This window comes from Paenibacillus kobensis NBRC 15729 (assembly GCF_004000825.1).
Taxonomy (GTDB): domain Bacteria; phylum Bacillota; class Bacilli; order Paenibacillales; family Paenibacillaceae; genus Paenibacillus_T; species Paenibacillus_T kobensis.
Genome location: NZ_BILZ01000023.1, coordinates 1 through 18,205, shown reverse-complemented (window position 1 = coordinate 18,205; position 18,205 = coordinate 1). Strand labels below are relative to the sequence as shown.

Here is an 18,205-nt window from a genome sequence, read left to right as displayed (position 1 = left end):
TATATTCTCTATCGACATATTCTTTGAATTATTAATAGATAATCGGATGTATAATAATGGTCGCCATCAGTACTCACGATTTTTGATTCACTTTACGATATATATTAGTAACCTATCAATGTTGGAGGTCTCTTCTTAATGCTACTATCTTTATGTATGATCGTAAAAAACGAAGAACGTGTGCTCGCAAGATGTCTCGATAGCGTAAACGCATTGGTTGATGAGATTATTATCGTCGATACTGGCTCTACCGATCGTACTAAAGCAATTGCTTCGCGATATACGCATCATATCTACGATTACGAGTGGACGAATGATTTCGCGGCGGCACGTAATGAATCGATTAAACATGCTACCGGCAAATGGATACTTGTTCTCGATGCGGACGAATATATACAGCCTGACCAGCACGAAGAATTACGCCGCCTATTACAATCTCGGGATGCTCGAAAGCCCACTGGCTTCATGCTGCAAATTATGAATATCCTCGGCAGCGAAAATGGACTAAACCATTTGATGGAGTCTCCTGGCGCTCGTTTATTCTCCAAAACGCCGGGTGTTCATTATGTGGAACCAATACATGAACAAATTCGTGCAGCCAACGGGGCGATCCCGTTCGAGAACATCACGTTCAAAATCTTTCATTCCGGATATACCGATGAAGTCGCCACCGAGAAACAAAAGACGAAGCGTAATTTATCTATCCTAGAAAATATAAAGAGCTCAACTAAGGTTCGCGAACCCTATTATTGCTTCGTATTAGGAAATGAATATGTGAATGGAGACAATCTTAGCCAAGCCATTAAGTACTATCGTAAATCGTACAATCGTTCAAAACCAACCGATGCGTGGTATAACCATCTGATTGATCGAATGATTACAACCTTCATGAAACAGAATGAGTATATCGAAGCATTAAAGCTTGTTAAAGCAGCACAAAAAAAACATATCGACGTCGTCGACTTCTACTGTCTTGAAGGCATCATTCTGAATCATTATGGCTTATACCATGAGGCCAAGCATTGCTTGGAGCGCTGTCTGGAAATTGCAGACCAAAGAGAACGCGATAATAAGCCATATTGGCTTATTCAAACGACTTACGGACGTCTGGTTCCTCATCAATTACTTGCTGATATCGCACGCAAATCGGGAGATTTGCACCAATTGGTGCATCATACCATGAAATCACTGCAGTACCAAGATAATAACTATACGATGCTTAGAATACTGACTCATTTTCTTACCCTGTATGAAACGACGGATTCCATACAAGCTTTGATTGAAAAGTTATATCCAACCGATAAGCCATTTAATCTTTTCATCCTGTTCAAAACAGCATTGGCTTGCGGAAATACGGAGTTGGCCCGTTTATACTATCCACAATGTATACAGCATGATCTACCGATTACAGAAACGGATAATCTCACGTATAGCCTCCTTACCGAACAACCGCGTGCAAGCTTGGCGGGCCGCAGCTTAGAGGAATGCCCTACCGATCTTCTACTGGTTGCTGCAATTTACTATCAAGACCCCTCTTTGTTGCAATCCATTCCGAACGACAAGGAGACCATCATTCATTTTGCAGAAGAAGTCATTGCGATCTTGAACTCCGAAGGCCAGCCATTGGAGAATGCAACCACCTATGCGCCACTGCCTCTCCTGCATGACGTCTTGCTGCGCTTGCATCTGCTCGACTTTAATGATATATGCTCGGTCGTTGTTCAGAACTGGGCTGATGCCGAGACATTAAACCGTCTGGCGACTTCTCTTCTGTTAATTGGACGTACATCTGCAGCTATGGAATACTTGAGCGTATTGCTTGATAATGAAGCTCTAAATGCCGAGGGCTGCAAGAATGTAGGACAATTTTTACTCATGCAAGGCGAAGTTGAAGACGGGATCCACCTGCTTACGTCCGCGCTTGACTTGGGAGATGCTAATGAAGCAATTGAGATTGCAGGAATCGCCAAGTCCTTCGGAACAAACGGATCCGATCCATATAGAGTGCTGCTTGACCGATATTTCAAACGTTTTCCTGACGCAAAATTGCTCCCCTTTAATTAAATAAAAAAGAGAGTCGGCCTGAAATAGGTCGACTCTCTTTTTATTTGGCGAACCACTCTAATGAATGCTTAGAGTGATCCGGTCAAACACTGTTAGTTGTAAGTATAAGTCATTGCATTACTCGTCTGACCGTCAGGGTTTACTGCCACGATCGTTTTAGCTCCTGGAGTACCCGTAGGCAGTTTAATTTGAACCCTTGTTGCACCATAGTAGGCATTGACCGTCGCTTCGACACCACCAATATAGAACTTAACGCCACTTGCAAATCCCGACCCGTCAATATAGATATAGTTGACAGTCGTTGCTGAACCGGAAGTTGCACTCAGCTTCGTAATCGTTGGTGCCGGAGCCGGAGGCGGAGCATCATACGTAAAGTTCGCCGTCACAGCTGCTCCTGAAGGAAGCGTAACTACGATCGGGACTTGCCCTGCTGTCGAAGACGCTGGAACAACGATCAAGATTCGGTTCGAACTATAATACGATGTGATAGCAACCGATTTGCCGTTCACTGTGACCGTCATATTAGGATCAAAGTTCGTTCCGTCGATATAAACCGAAGCAGAAGTATTCAATGCAACATGGTTAGGAGACAGCGTCGTTATCGTCGGCACCGGAACCGTATAGGTATATCCGCCAGCCAATGTAAACGTTTGTCCGTCTGTATTCGTGAGCGTTACGTTCACGGCTCCAGCAACTGTCGATGCAGGCACCTGTACCTGTACACGCGTAGTGCTGAGCAGACTGTTTATCTTAACCGTATTCGTTCCGAATGTAACTTGTGCATTTGCTTTAAAGTTCACACCATCAATGTAAACGTAGTTACCGCCACTCATTAATCCTGTATTAGGAGTAATGGCCGTAATAGTTACTGGCTCTGGTGCTGGCACATTGTAAGTATATCCTGCTGCAAGCGTGCCTTCCTGTCCATCTGGGTTAACTACCTTGATGTCTACCGCTCCACCTGCAGAAGGTCCTGCCGGCACTAGAATTTGAAGTTTCGAAGCGGAGTAGAAGTAATTGACTCTTGCTTCAGTCGAGCCCATGTATACTTTTACACCATTTACAAAGTTCGCACCATTGACATAGATATAATCGCCGCCAGCTACCAGACCACTCGTCGCCGATAAGGACGTTATCGTTGGAGCTGGTGGAGGTGGTGGCAACTGATACGTATAACCTCCTGCCTTGCTGCCTTCTTGGCCGTCCGGGTTCACGACTTTAACATCGATCGTTCCGCCAGCAGAAGGTCCCGCAGGTACTTGAATTTGAATTTTCACAGAAGAGTAGAAAGCGTTAACCTTCGCTTCTGTCGTGCCGAAGTAAACCTTCAGCCCGTTTACAAAATTAGAGCCGTTAACATAGATATATTCACCGCCGGCTACCAAACCGCTCGTTGCCGACAGTGTGGTAATAGTCGGTGCAGGCAGTGGAGGTGGCGCATTATACGTATAGGCACCCGCCAAAGTTGCTTCTTGGCCGTCTGGGTTAACGATTTTAATATCTACTGCCCCTGCAGTCGTCGATGCTGGTGCAATGACCAGAATCTTCACGCCACCGTTATAGTAACTTGTAATTGGAACTACGGTATTGCCAAAATATACGGTAGCATTCGATGCAATCTGATCGCCATTGATGTAGACAGATTCTCCGCCTGCTGTTAAGCCCGAATTCGGCGATACCGAAGTAATGGTCAACACTTTTTTCGGCGGCTCATTATAAGTAAAGCCTCCTGCAACCGTTACCGTCGTTCCGTCTGGATTAGTCAACGTGACATCCACAGGTCCAAATACCGTGGAAGCAGGGACTTTCACAATAACTTTAGAACCATTATTGGTGTCAACTTGAGCCAAGTTGGCTCCGATCTTAACCGTCATGCCCGGCATGTAGTATTTTCCGGAAATACCGATTGTGTATCCGCCGGCCATATCGCCTTTGTTCGGATCGATCAATGTGACAGTCGGATCTGCTTTGTACTGATATTGACCCGTTGCGAATTGACCATCGGTATTCGTAACGACAACACTTACCGTTCCTTGTGTACCTGCCGGAACGACAGCTGTAATCGTTTGGGCATCTACCACTTGCACATTACTTGCAGATGTTGAGCCAAATTTAACGCTTGCACCGCTCATAAAGTGGTCGCCCGTAATCGTAACTGTATTCCCGCCAGCCGGAAGGCCGCTCGAGTAAACGACAGACGTTACCGTAGGAGCCGGGAATTTAACCGCCAGATTAGCGCTCGGGATAAGTTTAGAACGCTGAGCACCTGCATAGTCCTTGTAAGTGATTTGAGATGCACCTGTCGATACTGCGAAAGTACCCTTTTTGGTTTTGTCTACTGGACGAATCTTATATTCGAATGTCAACGTCTTGTCTTTCAATTCGTTGAATTCCCATGTCAATGAGTTGCCGTTGACCGTTGGCTTCGGAATGTTGTTATCGTAAGAGCCTGGAACGATTTCAAATTCAGGAGCCACAATGTCGTTAACCTTTACGTCAAATGCACTTGCCAAACCGATTTCCCTAACGATTGCTGCATAGATCTGATCCAACCCCGTCGCGCCTAGTACGAAGTGGTGGTGATTGGACGTGGTTGCCATTTCTTTCAACAGAATGTTCGGTTTGCTCGTTTCCGGGTTATCCGTAGCATTCAGCAATGCAATCGTATAGAAAATGACGCCTGCATCTTTAGCTAAACCTGCTTCATATTTTGCATAATCATACGCATTCGGATAGTCTTTGCTTCCTACCGTTGCATCGCCGTCCGTCAGAATGACGATTACGGGTTGCGCTTCTGGACGATGATTGGCAAGCATCTCCGTTGCTTTCTGGATCGCATCGCCTGTAGCTGTAGAACCTTTAGCCGTAATCGTATCAATATGGTTTTTAGCTGCGTCTTTATCCGTCGTCAAATCGAAAGTTCCGATTTTGTCTGTATCGGAGAAATCAACGATGCCGACACGGTGCTTACTAAAATCCATAAGATCGATGAAGCCTTTGGCTGCCTGTTTGGCATTTCCGATTCTATCATCGGCTGTAACCATACTTCCCGACTTGTCGATAATTAAGACAACGTCGTTGGGTACAACTACGTTTGTTGGCGGCGTGCCGGTAATATTCAAAGATACCGTTGCCTCTTCAAGCGTTGTAATTGTTCCCGGCGTTACTGTTTTTGTAACGCTCACGTAATCATTCACTGCGGCTGATGCGTTCCCTGCATTCGAAGTTAGCAAACCGCTAACGACGAGCGTAAGAGCAAGAATTGACATCAATAAAACTCGCAATTGCTTCACTTAAACCCCTCCTGTTTATTATTAAAAAAAAGCAATAGCACGTTTGCACTATTACTTTTTGAAACCAAGAGATTCTGGGCTCATGACTAGATATGCAATAGAAACCAAATTTCAATTCTTTTGCACCATTTCTTGAGCATACTCCATTTTTTTCTCAGTATTTTAATTAATTTTAGGAATATATCACCATAATAATCTAAAAAGATTATTATAGCAATATTATTAACTAGGACTAAAGTATTATTTATCTTCTACTATCTACAAAATATCCTATATCACTCGAACTTTCGTAATTGTACATGTTACGAGCTCGTCGCGATTGCGAAATTCGTTCTATTTGATTTTGCAATCCATCTCGAATACTTGTTAATCGCGAATGGATCTGCTCTTCAATACGACGGTACTCTTCTGCAACATTCCGTGCAGAGTCTGATAGTGATATGCGAGGCTTGGAGGCACGTAACTGCTCGATCCTTAATCTAAGCTGATCCTGCTCTTCCTGCAGACTCTCAAGCTGCAGTAACGTGCCCTCACTGATTTCTTCGTCCATAAGAGGAAGGGATAGAATCTCCATGCCGCATCGTCTCAGCTGTTCAAACAACGACAGAACTTCCTCATGAACGTTCTGTTCGCTCATGAGGAGACTTGTCCATTCTTTAATTGCTTAATCGCTTCAGCCCATGTGTCTCTCAGTTCCGTCATCAACTCAATACAATTTTGTAAAACAGCGGTGTCCATGCTAATATTCGCACGCACCAGCTGCGATTTCATGAACGAATACAAATTGTCCAAATTCGAAGAAATCTCGTATTTAGAATTGAGCGTAACTTGCAATTCATCAATAATATTTTGGGCTTTAATGATATATTCATGTTTGACTGGTGCATTCTTTGCTTTAATGGCCGTTTCCGCTTGCTTCATAAATCGAATACACCCGTTATATAGCATCAAAGTCAATTCGCCAGGTGAAGCAGTCTGTACTTGTCTTAAGAGATACTGCTCTTGTGGTGTAATCATGATGTATGTCACCTCTTCTCGTCGATAAGCGCCCCAACGGTCAATTGTTGTAACTTCTCTACAAGAGCCATCATCTTCTCCGACGGAATCTCGACAATAAGCTCTTGCGTCTCTTTATTCAAAATCTGTACGATAATTTGGCTCGAGTCTTTGTGGTGCTTGTAGACAAACTCCGTATCCGTCCCTTGCGCCGTCTTGTTCGCTTTCTCGATCGCTTCTAACAAAGCTTTCTCGGATACACTCAAAACGTCATACTTTTGACGGTCTTTGAGTTCAAAAAATGCGCCTGCCACACGCAACACTTCCGCCTTTTGCGCTTCTGGTTGCACTCCCGTCAGACCGACGCCGGCCAGAGAACCCAATGAAGAAATTTCCATACTTTATCCCCTTTTCCCTTATTTATCACCTTCCATCTGTGGCTGTGATTAACGACTGGTGTAGGCTCTAATTATTCAGATGGAATATTGATGAATTAGCCGGTTTGCCCCGATAACCAAGAAATCGATGCATTACTTTTAGCAATCGCCTGTTCCATGATCGTGAATTGGCGATAGTAGTTATCTTCCTTCTTGCTCAATCGGTTCTCCATCTCCAGCATTTTCGTGTCCAGATCGTAGATCGATTTTCCGATTGCTGTCGTCCTGTCGCTATCAATCCCGTTGACACGGCCTGCTTTCTTGACCAAATCGCCAATAATGCTATTCGCGCGATTATACATGCCTACGAAAATGCCTTCTTGGCTATCTACACCTACATCGTTCGTCAGCAGTTGATTGACCGCTTCCGGATTGGCCGCGAGCGCACTGCGCAGTTTTTCCTCATTCAGCTCGATCTTACCTTGATCTTTAGCAACGTAAGCGCCAGTGAATGCTTGTGTCGTCAAACCGATATCTGCTAAGGAGTTAAACTGATCCGTAATACCGTCAACTTGTTTCGATAGTAGCGAACGCAAGGAGTTTTTGGCATCACGCAATATCGATGAGTTGCTAAGTAAGCCTGTTTTTACTTTGTTCTCCCATAGCGCAATATCGTCATCGTTCATTGCATCTTTCTCTTCGTCCGTCAATGGCGCGTATTTATTCGACTTCGTTTCGCTCAAACGAGTATTGACCAATTCCATCATTTCGTTATAAGCGGTTACGAATTTCTTCACATTGTTCACGATACTATCCGGATCACTCGCGATGTTCACTGTGACAGCGGAAGCCGTCACCTTATTCAGCGTATAGGCAATCCCATCCTTGGAATAGACGTTGCTGCTCACGCTGAAATCAGCGCCGTCCAGCTTACCTGTCGCATCTTTGCCCGAAACCGACGCAGATGCCGGCAACCCTATTCCGGCCAGGAGACCGCCGCTATCGCTTACGTCGACAGTCTGCGCCGCCCCTGTCTGCTTGCTCGTAATCGTAAACTTGTCATTCAGGGAATCGTAAGACATTGTAACCCCGGCCGCCGACCGGTTGACGCTGTCCATAATCGATTGAAGCGTGCTGTTCGCGTCATAATCAACGGTAGTTCCATTACCGAACGTCAGCGTCCCAGAAGACGGAACAAGCGGATTCGTCAGTTTATTCTGAGAGGTCAAATCCGACAAACTGTTAGTCAGATTCAGCCTATAGGATTGGTTGCCCGTAAATCCAAGCGCACTCATTGCGCTATTCGGTATGTCGTATAGCGTAACCTGCGGTTTGAAACCATTAGTGGCCGCCGCCGGCTCAAAGCTAATTTGGTTAGATGCATCAAGCTGAACATTCAGCCTGTTGCTGCCAAATGCCGAATCAACCTGTTTCTGAATTTCTGTTCTTAGATCATCTGCCGAATAGGTATTGGCAGGAATGGTAATGATCTTGGTCGTATTGTCGAGTTTAATCGATAGTCGATCGTTTACTCCTTGGGTAATCGTCGTACCATCAACATTGGCTGTCCCTTGAAGCGAGAGTGCCCCGACACCGCCGCTGCCTTCCAATCTCGCGTAATCTGCCAGTTGGTCGACTTGAATAGAATGCGAAGATGCTCCTGTCACCTGATTAACGGCAGCTGTAACGTCTGTTGAAGACGACGTCGCCTTCATCCCCGTCATTTTGCTGCTATACCGCAGTTCATTCATCGCATCGCGGAATGCCGCCATCTTCGTATTGACTTCTCGATATAGGTTCATCTCCAAGCTGTACAGATCTCTCTTTTGTTTCAGCTTCGTCTTGGGCAGGCGCTCGGCCTTCATCAAGTCGCTGACAATCTTATCAATATCCATACCAGAACTCATACCGGATATCCGCATCACCATTACAACCGACCTCCTGGATCAATTTTCTTATATAATATATCGGAAAATTCCACTTGTTCTTTTAGCATCTTTTGGTGCTATATTGAAATATTACTTAATCTCTGCTTCGCTGGAGCATAGCCCTGCTCTCGAGCCATCGTGTAATAACGGACAGCCAACGCTCTCTGTCCCGTGATCTCGTAAAATACGCCTAAATTATAGGCTGCTTTATAAGTCCCCACGCCAATAACGGTCGAATACTTCGTAGTCTCTCCAATCGATAATGATCTTTCGAAATAATGCGCAATACGAGTAATATCACCTGTATCCATTGCAAGCAATGCCATTAAGAATGGCAGATCCGGGTAATCCGTATATTGCTCCTCGAACACCGATAAGAATGAAAGCGCCTGTCCGCTACGGCCTAACTCTTTCAGTGTGTAGCCATATTGAACGAGCAACGGAGGAAAGTATAAATTCGCAAACTGCTCATGCATCAACGCTTGCTCGTACGCCGACAGCGCCAGTTCGTATTTTTTATTGGAGTAGTGCAACTTCCCCAACTGGTACCACATATATCCGTCCTTGGGATCCTGCTTGAGCACTTGTGAATACAAGTTCAAATACCTATCGTACTTCCCTGTCTTCTCGTAAATGTCCTGATTGTATCCGTAATGCTCAATCGCGATCGAGGTGGCCTCAAAATCTGCAGGCACTCCGTTCACAACGATCTGCTCATGCACCTGCCCTGCAAAACGATAAGATGGTTCGTTAGGAAAGAACCGAACCATACGATGTTGCGTCCAATCCCCATTCGATTGGTTGCGGATGATAACCGACCCCGCACTACTCGGATGTTCATCAACAAAACGGCGAACGGCCTCTTCAGTCCCTTCGCACAGCACTTCATCTGCATCAAGAACTAGCACATAGTTGCCAGTCGCTTGTTCGATAGAAAAATTGCGAGCCTCAGAAAAATCGTTCGTCCATTCGAAGGAGAAAATGCTTGCCCCGTGACGTAGCGCCTCATCAAACGTTCCGTCCGTCGATCCCGTATCAACTACAATCCGCTCATATTGGTCCGGAATGCTCGACAAGGCTCTTCCGACTTGATCCACCTCATTCCGCACAATCATGCAAACACTTATTTTCACGTTAATGACAACTCCTTAGGAAGAAGAAAAGCCCACACCGAAATGTGGGCTTTTCTTGAAATAAGCAAATATTAGCGGAGCAGTTGCAGAACGCCTTGTGGCGCTTGGTTCGCTTGTGCCAACATTGCCGTCGAAGCTTGTTGCAGAATGTTGAATTTCGTGTATTTCATCATTTCTGCAGCCATATCCGTATCACGGACACGGGATTCAGCAGCTTGCAGGTTCTCAGCCGTAGCGCCGAGGTTATTGTACGAATGCTCCAATTGGTTTTGGAAAGCACCAAGCGTCGAACGGTAGTCGTTTACTTTACCGATTGCCGTGTCAACTGCTGCCATTTCCGCACCAGCCGTCGCTGCGGAGAGCGTTGCGCCAAGGCCCAGTGCGCCGCCGCCTGGTTTAACGTTGATGTTCGTGAAGTCGACAAGCACGGATTCTGCTGCTGCGCCGCCGATTTGGATCGTGATCGAGCTTGTGCTTCCGTCCAGAAGCGTAATGCCATTGAACTTCGTGGTCTCCGCAATGTTAGTCATTGCGTTTTGCAGGCTCGTGTACTCTTTGTTCATTGCTGCCACGTCGGAAGCGTTATACGTTCCGTTCGCTGCTTGAACCGTCAGTTCTTTCATGCGCGTCAGCATGTCGGAAACTTCCGTCATAGCGCCCTCAGCCGTTTGAACGAGCGAGATGCCGTCTTGTGCGTTGCGTGCACCTTGGTTCAAGGACTTGATTTGCGAGCGCATTTTCTCGGAGATCGAGAGACCAGCTGCATCGTCAGCTGCACGGTTGATGCGGTAGCCGGACGAAAGTTTTTCGCTCGATTTGCCTTGTTGGATGTTGTTGAATACCAGGTTGCGGTGAGCGTTCATTGCGTTAAGATTGTGGTTGATAATCATGATTGTTTTCCTCCCTGAATTGTATTATCCACTTCCATGTGGAGCAGGCTCTTCGCCCTACATATTCTTTATCGGAGGCTTCGAATCCGAAGTTTATAGCTATTTGAATAATATTTTATTTACTTTTTATCTTCAGTTCCATGACTTTGGACCCAGTTTTTGAGATCCTTCATATCGAGCAGCGTCGACACGGCACTTTGATTCGAAGCTTTGACGTCATCAATCACTTCTTTGCGAATAATGCTATACTCTCTTGGTGCCGAAATACCGATTTTGACTTGTTCGCCTTCGATCGCCGTTATAAAAATCTCGATATTTTGATTTATAACAATGGATTGGCCTCTTTTGCGGCTTAAGATTAACATTATCTATTCCCCTCCATTTCGTTCAGGGAATAATGGAGCTCTGATTGTATACGGGGAATTGTTCAATATAAATTGGCGTCCTACCTCTCGAGACACGTTAATGACAACAGGAGCCACTAGATTGATGGTTGAACTCGGGAATGGCTTGTTCACGGTTACAATCGAGAGCACCGTCACTTCATCCGGCGATTGAACCTGCAAGCCTTCGATAATTTCGTCGGATAGCCTAAACTCATAATCCGAGTACATCTCAAATGGCGATACGACGATGAAGCCAATCTCCGGTTCCTCCTCGCTAACCATCATGCCGAAGAGACTGCCTTCCTCTACCTCATCGATTCTAAAGTGACGCAAATGCTCGAATCCGACAATGCTGCTGCCGAAATCAAACGATATATTTTTCAACATCCTGAAATCCATTCCCGCTCCTCCTATGCTACACCATCCAAATAAAAAACAACGCTATAGCGTTGGCTATAGCACTGTTATTTATACAGATCGTATTGTGTTACCTCGATATTAATCGAATTCTTTTGTCTCAAATAGATATCCAGATTGGCTAATTGAGGATTAAACTCAACGGGTCTAGGTGTAAAGTTAATCTGGACTGGGGTAGATTCCATTCTCGTATCGACCGACCCGGGCGTGTAAGACATTCGGACGTTATCGTATCCCGGTGTGGCGACTTGATAATTAACAGGATTCGGACGAAACAACGCATCCTGGGCTAAATCCGCGAATGCACTGCGCGATATTGTAATATTCGCCATTCGCTTGCCTTCTTCCACTTGCTGAGCCAAATTCTGAAGAAACACCGACTTCATCTGGCTGTAAATCGAACTGCTCCATTCCAGGTTTGGACCTTTGCCAAGCGCATGCCATGCCTGCGACGAGTCGGCGCTAAGCTCGGATTTGCTGGACTGAAATTCCATTACGGCAGGAGGCTGTTCAATCTGCAAGTCGCCTGGCTGACTATGGATTTGCAATCGCGCAGGCTCCGAATCCATGCCGATGAATGCGAACGTTTGTCGAATGGATAACCGCAGATCATTCAAGCACTATCCCTCCTTACCGTAGATAGTCGATAAGAGTAGGCGAAATAATCTTGGCACCTGTCGAGAGAGAAGCTTGGTATACCGCTTCCTCTTGGTTGTATTTCATAATCGTCTCCGCCATATCCGTATCCTCAGTCTTGGCTTGGAGCGACGTGACATTATAAGTCAAGTCTTGCAAACGCTGATCAATCAGATCGACCCGATTCGCGCGAGCCCCTACTTCAGACCGAACGTTGATAATCTTGTCATAACGAGAATTCAAACGTGAGTATGCGTCTGCCAATGCAGTCTTATTAGATGTCGGTGAAAGAGCATCTTGCATATCCTTTAATGCTTTGAACAAATTGTCCTGATCGCTGGTTTTGCCGAACACATCTCCGCCCGTCACATTCACCGCAACCGTAACGCCCGCCGAGAACCGGATGTTCAACAATTGATCATCGGTATCCGGAGCAGTCGCGCTTGCTGCTGTCGCTTTATCGTACGGAATCTTATCCGTCATCTGACCGTTAAAAATGTATTTGCCGTTTAACTGATCATTCCCGATCATGACAGCCTGCTCATAAATTTGTCCAATTTCCTTCCCCATCGCATCCAATGCCGATTGAGGGTTCGTGCCATTCAAACCTTGAACGGCCAGCTCTTGTGCTCGTTGAATGATATCATTCAACTGCCCCATAATGGTATCGGTATGCTCTAGCTGTGATTTCGCTTGCGCAATGTTCTTGTCATACTGCTCGTTCATGGCCAACTCGCTGCGATAGCGGAGCGAATACGTAATGCCTACCGGATCATCCGATGGCTTATTCAGCTTGCGGCCAGTCGACAATTCATTCTGCTGACCTTGCATCCTCGTCAGGTTATGGTTAATGTTGCGCATCAATTGACCCTGCATCATTCCGGGGGTTACGCGAAGTGCCATATTGGTGTCCTCCTCGAATATAGGCTGAAATGCGGTTCTATTGAGAAGGCGAGCAATACCTGCCCGCCTTTACTTACAACTCAACGGTATTAACGCCCTACAACGCCCATACCGTTAATGACTTTATCTAACGTCTCATCGATTGTCGTCATGAAACGTGCTGCTGCGGAATAAGCATGCTGAAATTTGATCAACTCCGACATTTCCTCATCCAGCGACACACCACTTACCGACTGACGGCGGGAATCAACCTGTGTTGTGATATCCTGTTGATTCGTCGCTTGGCGATCGGCTTCCTGCGCTTGAAGACCCAATTGACCAATCATCGAAGCGTAAAACTCGTCCAGCGTGCCTGCTGTGATTCCGTTCTGACTCGCTACAGGAGAGAACTGGAACTGTGTCTCCTTTAGGCCTGCCATCATGTTCGCAAGCGTATTATTTCCTTTAATCGTTTCAAGCGAGCCATTGATGACCTCAGTACGGAGTGAAGTCGCAATGTTCATTGGATCGTTAATAATATCTTGGCTAAGCTTAATATTCTCCGCAGTCACCGTAGTGGAACCGTCGCTCGTAACGAATATGTCGCCCGCTTGTACCGGTGCATTAGGCGGCGTATTGAACAGGAAGCCAAGCTTATGCAACCCGTTAATGCCCTTCACCGTAACCGTTGTGTCATCCTGAAGCTGCGTTCCGTTATAAGTCGATCCTTTCGGAATCGTAACCGTAATTTCACCATTTACGAGCGTATCGGCCATCGCATCGAGCTGGCTTTTATAGTCCGTCAGAATACGGTCCCGAGATACAATCAACCCTTCAATCTCGCCGCCCACTACGCCGTTACCATTGAGTTGATCCTCTAACGCCTGAGCAGTCGTGCCCGGAGCATTGAAGCCGTTTACAAGCGTGATGCCGGCGCCTACCGTAAGATCGTATCCGTCCGCCGTGTTAACGACGGTAACATTCACCATCTTGGAGAGCTGGTCAACCAAGTAATCACGTTCGTCCATCAGATCGTTCGGATTATCGCCGTATGCTTCCAGCCGCTTGATCTCCAGGTTCAAGTCAGCGACCGACTTCGAGATGGAGTTGATTTGCTCCGTCTTCGTCGTAATGTTAGATGTTAAGTCAGCCTGCAAATCGGTCAAATGTTTGCTTGTTTCGTTCATTGCGTCAACGAGCGCCAAAGCATTCTCGCGGACGATTTTGCGGCCGGTGATGCTCTCCGGGTCCTTGCTAAGATCCGTCCAGGACTTCCAGAAGTTATCCATAACGGTCCGGACTCCGGAATCCGATGGCTCATTAAATACGGTCTCGAGCTTACTCAGCGTATCGGACTGGATCGACCATTCACCAAGGCTGCGGTTCGCATTACGGAACTGGTCGTCGAGAAACTTCTCGCGGACACGTGTAATGGATGTGAATTCAACACCGGTTCCGAGCTGGCCCGGTATGTTCGTGCGCATGTATCCTGGCGCTTCAATTGGACGGGATGCGACCAGATTCACCCGTTGGCGGGAGAAGCCCGGCGTATTCGCATTGGCGATGTTATGGCCCGTCGTGCTAATATTCGCTTGTTCCGTGAACAAGCTGCGCTTGGCGGTTTCTATGCTATGGAATGTCGATCTCATCGGTTACACTCCTCTATTTTCTCGATTGATGCCGGCCGTAACCGAGCGAATCGTATCTGGAATCTGTCATCGGATTCTTATAGGTGTAGCTCTCGTCTTCCGGCATTAGAATGACGTCCAAAGAGAACTGAACGAATTCGATCGACTGTTTAATGAGCAACTGGTTCGCCTCATTCACTCGGCTAAGCTCATTCACAACTTTGCCGAGCTGCTCGTGAAGCTGCTGAAGCTTCATCCGCTCCTCTACGTCAAACACGACGCTGAGCAACTGCTTCTGCGTAACCGGAACACGGGAATATACGCCCTTCGTCGCCATGAATCGGGTGGATTCCATACCGCGGTCGGTTTCGAGTTGCGCAATTCGCTTAATGAGCCGATTCTCCGTCATCATGAACTTCGTCAACTCATTCAATTCTCCCGCGATAATCGTCTGCTTCTTGCTGAGCGCTGTTGCGAGCAGCTCCTCATGCGCATCAACCATTTGCTCCAGCAAGCTGATAATGTTCGCTATCTCCATGTCGTTCACCCGCGCTTCCGGCGATTAGTTCCGATCCTGCTGTCTAAGATAAGGGAGCAGCTTCTCCGCAATCTTACCGGCGTCCACAGAGTAAGTGCCCGTCGACACCTGGTTCTTCAATTCTTCGATTTGTTTCTTGCGCTCAGGAGACAGTACGCCCTGCTGCGATTGCAGCATTTCCTTTGCTTCGGTCGAGATCTGAACATCATCCCGTTTCTTCTTGCTGCTGCTCTCTACAACGCGCTGTCCGTTGTTCTTGTTGTAAGGGTTGACGGCGCCAAGCCGCTGGGTTTCGTTAATCTTCATCATTATCGCTCCGATCGTTCAAGCCTGAAATAGAAACAAGCCGATAATCAACTAATGTTATTATCGGCCGTCGTATTGGATTTGTTTATAGGATTGCCTCATACAATGAAAATGTGTGAAAACCGCACATCGCCCTATTACCTGCGGTCGTCATTATTCGCCTGGTAAGCTCCAGCACCACGCTGAACTGAATTACCGGGTCTATCGTTCTGTTTCAGCTTGCTGATATCCTTCATCAAGCGCGCCCTGCACGATTCGCAGATGTTGCCTTCACGGATCGTCTGCGAGCACATTTCGCACGGATAACCGAGATTCGGCGCATCCATCAGCGAAATACGGCCCTCGCGAATAAACTTCGTAATTTGAGGGATGGTAACTTCAGTTGCCTCCGACACTTCGTAGATTGTAGCTCCCCGATTCTCGCGCAAATATTGTGCGCAATGCTCGTACATTTGATCCACTTCTTTAATACAATCCGGGCAGATTCCTCGCAGGTTCTTCATATACAGCCTGCCACAGCGTGGACAATTGTCTAAATTCATTCGGTCCAGCCCCTTTGGCCCTCACACGGCCGATACTAGTATTAGCCCTATTCTACCTCACTTTTGTCCATATTTCATCGCTTTTTTGCAGAAATCGACAGAATTCGCTTACGAATTGTCACGATCTCGCCAGCGTGACCGCGTACACTTGTACGTTTCTATTAGGCAAATAGCGCTGAATAGCTGATGATACCGCCTCCGAGCAAGCTTCAATCGTGCTACCGGTCGTATAAATGTCGTCTAAGATCAAGAGGTTGACGGGACCTGGCCTAGACATGCCTTCGACGAAGGCGTGAACGGCCGTATTATCTGCTACGAATAACCCTTCTGCACTCTTTAGCCGTGCAAGCCGCGACTGCAAGCTCTTCTTCTCCGAGTGCAGGGTACGGTGCAAAAGCTTGCACAGCGGCAAGCTTCTTCTACTGCACAATAGCTCCGCTAGCCGCTCTGCTTGATTGAATCCGCGCTCGGCAAGACGTTCGGAGCTGACCGGCACCGGGATGACCGCATCCCATCGATGGCCGGGCATACGGCTTTGAAGCATGGCCTCAAGACGGCGAAAAGCGATATCGAGCATATCCGCCAGCGGCTCCGCGAGCCGCTCGTCTCCACGATATTTGAACAAAGCTAGCCATTCACGAATCCGGTCGTTATACCGAACGGCGCTCCGGCTGCATATGAAATGGGCTGTGTCTCTTCTCGCACAATCACCGCATGGGTCTGGACGGCCGCATACTGCGCAAGCGATCGGGCCGATCCACGGAATTTCCGAAGCGCACGCCCGGCATATGCCAAGAAGCGCCGCGTTAGCCGGCAGCGAGGCTCGAATATCTGCCTTCAGTTGGATTCCTCTTGCAGGCGTCCGGCACAACGGGCAAGAACGGGCCGATTCGCTAAGCAACCCGCCAATAAGCGCTGCTGCGCTCCGGATATTGGAGATGAAATATTGAAACATGGCGAGCCTCCCTTAAAACTTATAATAAATAACCTCTGGCCGCCGCCTCGCAGTTCATACTCTTGATTTGTTGTATGGCAAGCTGTTGCGAGCGGCTGTTGACCGGAGCACAGTAATAGACCCGCCCTGCCGGATCGTCCTTGGATCTGCCTGCCCGTCCAGCCATTTGGACAAGAGAAGCCTCATCGAACAATTTGGCATCCGCATCCAGTATAAATACATCGCTGCGCGGCACCGTCACTCCTCTCTCAAGAATCGTTGTCGTCACGAGCACGCGAAGCTGCCGGTCGCGGAACTGTTGAACGCGGTCACCCCGTTCAGCATCCTTGGACGAAGTCGCTCCAACCGCTACGCCGGGCAACGCTGCTCGAAGCAAACCCGCCACCGGTTCGGCATGCCGAATCTGTTGGACGAAGACGAAGCACTGCGCTTCACGCTCGATGGAGGCTATGAGCCGGGACAACAACAAAGATGGGATACGGCGGCTCGCCATAATCTTGCCGACTTGAGGAAGACGTACATACACCGGGACCGGAAGCGGATGGCGATGAAAACGGACCGGTACGCGGACGTGTCCGATCTTGCCTCGTCTTGCAGCGGACTGCAGCGCTTTGGATGGCGTCGCAGTCAACAGAATGACCGCTCCTCCCGGAACGGAAGCTTTGGCGGCGGCATACTGAAGACGGGGATCACCATGATAAGGGAAAGCATCTAGTTCATCAATAACGACCAACTGAAAATACTCCTGAAACCGGAACAATTGATGCGTTGTCGCCAGCATAATATCGCCGTCCTCCCAGCGCTGCTCGCTGCCGCCGTAGAGCGTCACGACGCGGGATTCCGGAAATGCGCGCCGAATGCGGGGATCCAGCTCCAGTACGACATCGCGGCGCGGCGTCGCAACGAGCGCTCGTCCGCCAGAAGCGATAGCCGCTTCGATGAGCGGGAAGACCATCTCTGTCTTGCCGGCACCCGTCACGGCCCACAGCAGGAACGGCTCTGCATCGCGCGGCGTATCAGTTGGGGGGATAGATAGCCGCGGATTGTCTGGCGGCGGGACTGTGCGCGGCACGCGGGGCCGCGGTGCATCCCGCGGCGGGACTGTGCACGGCGCGTGGGGCCGCGCGGCAGCATGCAGCCTCGGCAGCGCGTATTGCAGCGCCGCCGAGGCTGCCGCATACTGCGCTGGGCTAAGCCCCCAGCGCGCATCCGGCGCCGCCGGCGCGCGCACGCC

Annotated in this window: 18 protein-coding genes; 1 reads left to right on the top strand and 17 read right to left on the bottom strand. The window is 48.0% G+C overall.

Features of this window, described 5'->3' with window-relative positions; genetic code table 11:
- The first annotated feature begins 138 nt into the window (after positions 1 to 138).
- Positions 139 to 2,064: a tetratricopeptide repeat-containing glycosyltransferase family 2 protein gene (locus PKO01S_RS14575; RefSeq protein ID WP_127532082.1), complete on the top strand. Its 1,926-nt coding sequence runs from the start codon at positions 139 to 141 to the stop codon at positions 2,062 to 2,064.
- 92 nt (positions 2,065 to 2,156) lie between these two features.
- Here PKO01S_RS14575 and PKO01S_RS14570 read toward each other — a convergent pair whose 3' ends face one another.
- The 17 genes from PKO01S_RS14570 to PKO01S_RS14490 all read right to left on the bottom strand — a co-directional run.
- Positions 2,157 to 5,357, bottom strand: a complete 3,201-nt coding sequence (locus tag PKO01S_RS14570) for an IPT/TIG domain-containing protein (protein WP_127532081.1) — start codon at positions 5,355 to 5,357, stop codon at positions 2,157 to 2,159.
- A 244-nt stretch (positions 5,358 to 5,601) separates the two neighbouring features.
- Positions 5,602 to 5,994, bottom strand: coding sequence for a hypothetical protein (locus tag PKO01S_RS14565; RefSeq protein ID WP_127532080.1), 393 nt, complete (start codon positions 5,992 to 5,994; stop codon positions 5,602 to 5,604).
- Entirely contained in the window at positions 5,991 to 6,374 is a 384-nt protein-coding gene (gene fliS, locus PKO01S_RS14560; RefSeq protein ID WP_127532079.1) for a flagellar export chaperone FliS, read from the bottom strand. The genes PKO01S_RS14565 and fliS overlap by 4 nt, the downstream gene beginning before the upstream one ends.
- A gap of 8 nt (positions 6,375 to 6,382) precedes the next feature.
- A complete protein-coding gene (locus PKO01S_RS14555; RefSeq protein ID WP_127532078.1) occupies positions 6,383 to 6,751 on the bottom strand; it encodes a flagellar protein FlaG in 369 nt (122 codons plus the stop codon).
- 95 nt (positions 6,752 to 6,846) lie between these two features.
- The gene (fliD, locus tag PKO01S_RS14550; RefSeq protein ID WP_127532077.1) at positions 6,847 to 8,658 is read right to left on the bottom strand and encodes a flagellar filament capping protein FliD; all 1,812 of its coding nucleotides are present in this window, start codon (positions 8,656 to 8,658) and stop codon (positions 6,847 to 6,849) included.
- Positions 8,659 to 8,735: 77 nt separating this feature from the next.
- Positions 8,736 to 9,791, bottom strand: a complete 1,056-nt coding sequence (locus PKO01S_RS14545) for a tetratricopeptide repeat-containing glycosyltransferase family 2 protein (protein ID WP_127532076.1) — start codon at positions 9,789 to 9,791, stop codon at positions 8,736 to 8,738.
- Positions 9,792 to 9,862: 71 nt separating this feature from the next.
- Positions 9,863 to 10,681, bottom strand: coding sequence for a flagellin N-terminal helical domain-containing protein (locus tag PKO01S_RS14540; RefSeq protein ID WP_127532075.1), 819 nt, complete (start codon positions 10,679 to 10,681; stop codon positions 9,863 to 9,865).
- Between the two features lie 119 nt (positions 10,682 to 10,800).
- Entirely contained in the window at positions 10,801 to 11,046 is a 246-nt protein-coding gene (locus tag PKO01S_RS14535) for a carbon storage regulator (protein ID WP_127532074.1), read from the bottom strand.
- 3 nt (positions 11,047 to 11,049) lie between these two features.
- Positions 11,050 to 11,466: a flagellar assembly protein FliW gene (gene fliW, locus PKO01S_RS14530; RefSeq protein WP_127532073.1), complete on the bottom strand. Its 417-nt coding sequence runs from the start codon at positions 11,464 to 11,466 to the stop codon at positions 11,050 to 11,052.
- A 65-nt stretch (positions 11,467 to 11,531) separates the two neighbouring features.
- Positions 11,532 to 12,101 carry a DUF6470 family protein gene (locus PKO01S_RS14525; protein ID WP_127532072.1) on the bottom strand — a complete coding sequence of 190 codons (570 nt, stop codon included), beginning with the start codon at positions 12,099 to 12,101 and terminating at the stop codon, positions 11,532 to 11,534.
- Positions 12,102 to 12,114: 13 nt separating this feature from the next.
- Positions 12,115 to 13,023, bottom strand: coding sequence for a flagellar hook-associated protein FlgL (flgL, locus tag PKO01S_RS14520; RefSeq protein ID WP_127532071.1), 909 nt, complete (start codon positions 13,021 to 13,023; stop codon positions 12,115 to 12,117).
- Positions 13,024 to 13,112: 89 nt separating this feature from the next.
- The gene (gene flgK / locus PKO01S_RS14515) at positions 13,113 to 14,651 is read right to left on the bottom strand and encodes a flagellar hook-associated protein FlgK (RefSeq protein ID WP_127532070.1); all 1,539 of its coding nucleotides are present in this window, start codon (positions 14,649 to 14,651) and stop codon (positions 13,113 to 13,115) included.
- Between the two features lie 13 nt (positions 14,652 to 14,664).
- Positions 14,665 to 15,168, bottom strand: a complete 504-nt coding sequence (locus PKO01S_RS14510; RefSeq protein WP_127532069.1) for a flagellar protein FlgN — start codon at positions 15,166 to 15,168, stop codon at positions 14,665 to 14,667.
- Positions 15,169 to 15,192: 24 nt separating this feature from the next.
- Entirely contained in the window at positions 15,193 to 15,474 is a 282-nt protein-coding gene (gene flgM / locus PKO01S_RS14505; protein WP_127532068.1) for a flagellar biosynthesis anti-sigma factor FlgM, read from the bottom strand.
- 137 nt (positions 15,475 to 15,611) lie between these two features.
- Positions 15,612 to 16,016 (bottom strand): TIGR03826 family flagellar region protein, encoded by a 405-nt coding sequence (locus PKO01S_RS14500; protein ID WP_127532067.1) that lies wholly within the window; start codon positions 16,014 to 16,016, stop codon positions 15,612 to 15,614.
- A 118-nt stretch (positions 16,017 to 16,134) separates the two neighbouring features.
- Positions 16,135 to 16,971 carry a ComF family protein gene (locus PKO01S_RS14495; RefSeq protein WP_127532066.1) on the bottom strand — a complete coding sequence of 279 codons (837 nt, stop codon included), beginning with the start codon at positions 16,969 to 16,971 and terminating at the stop codon, positions 16,135 to 16,137.
- Between the two features lie 19 nt (positions 16,972 to 16,990).
- A partial coding sequence (locus tag PKO01S_RS14490) for a helicase-related protein (protein ID WP_164779613.1) occupies positions 16,991 to 18,205 on the bottom strand: 1,215 nt, incomplete at its 5' end.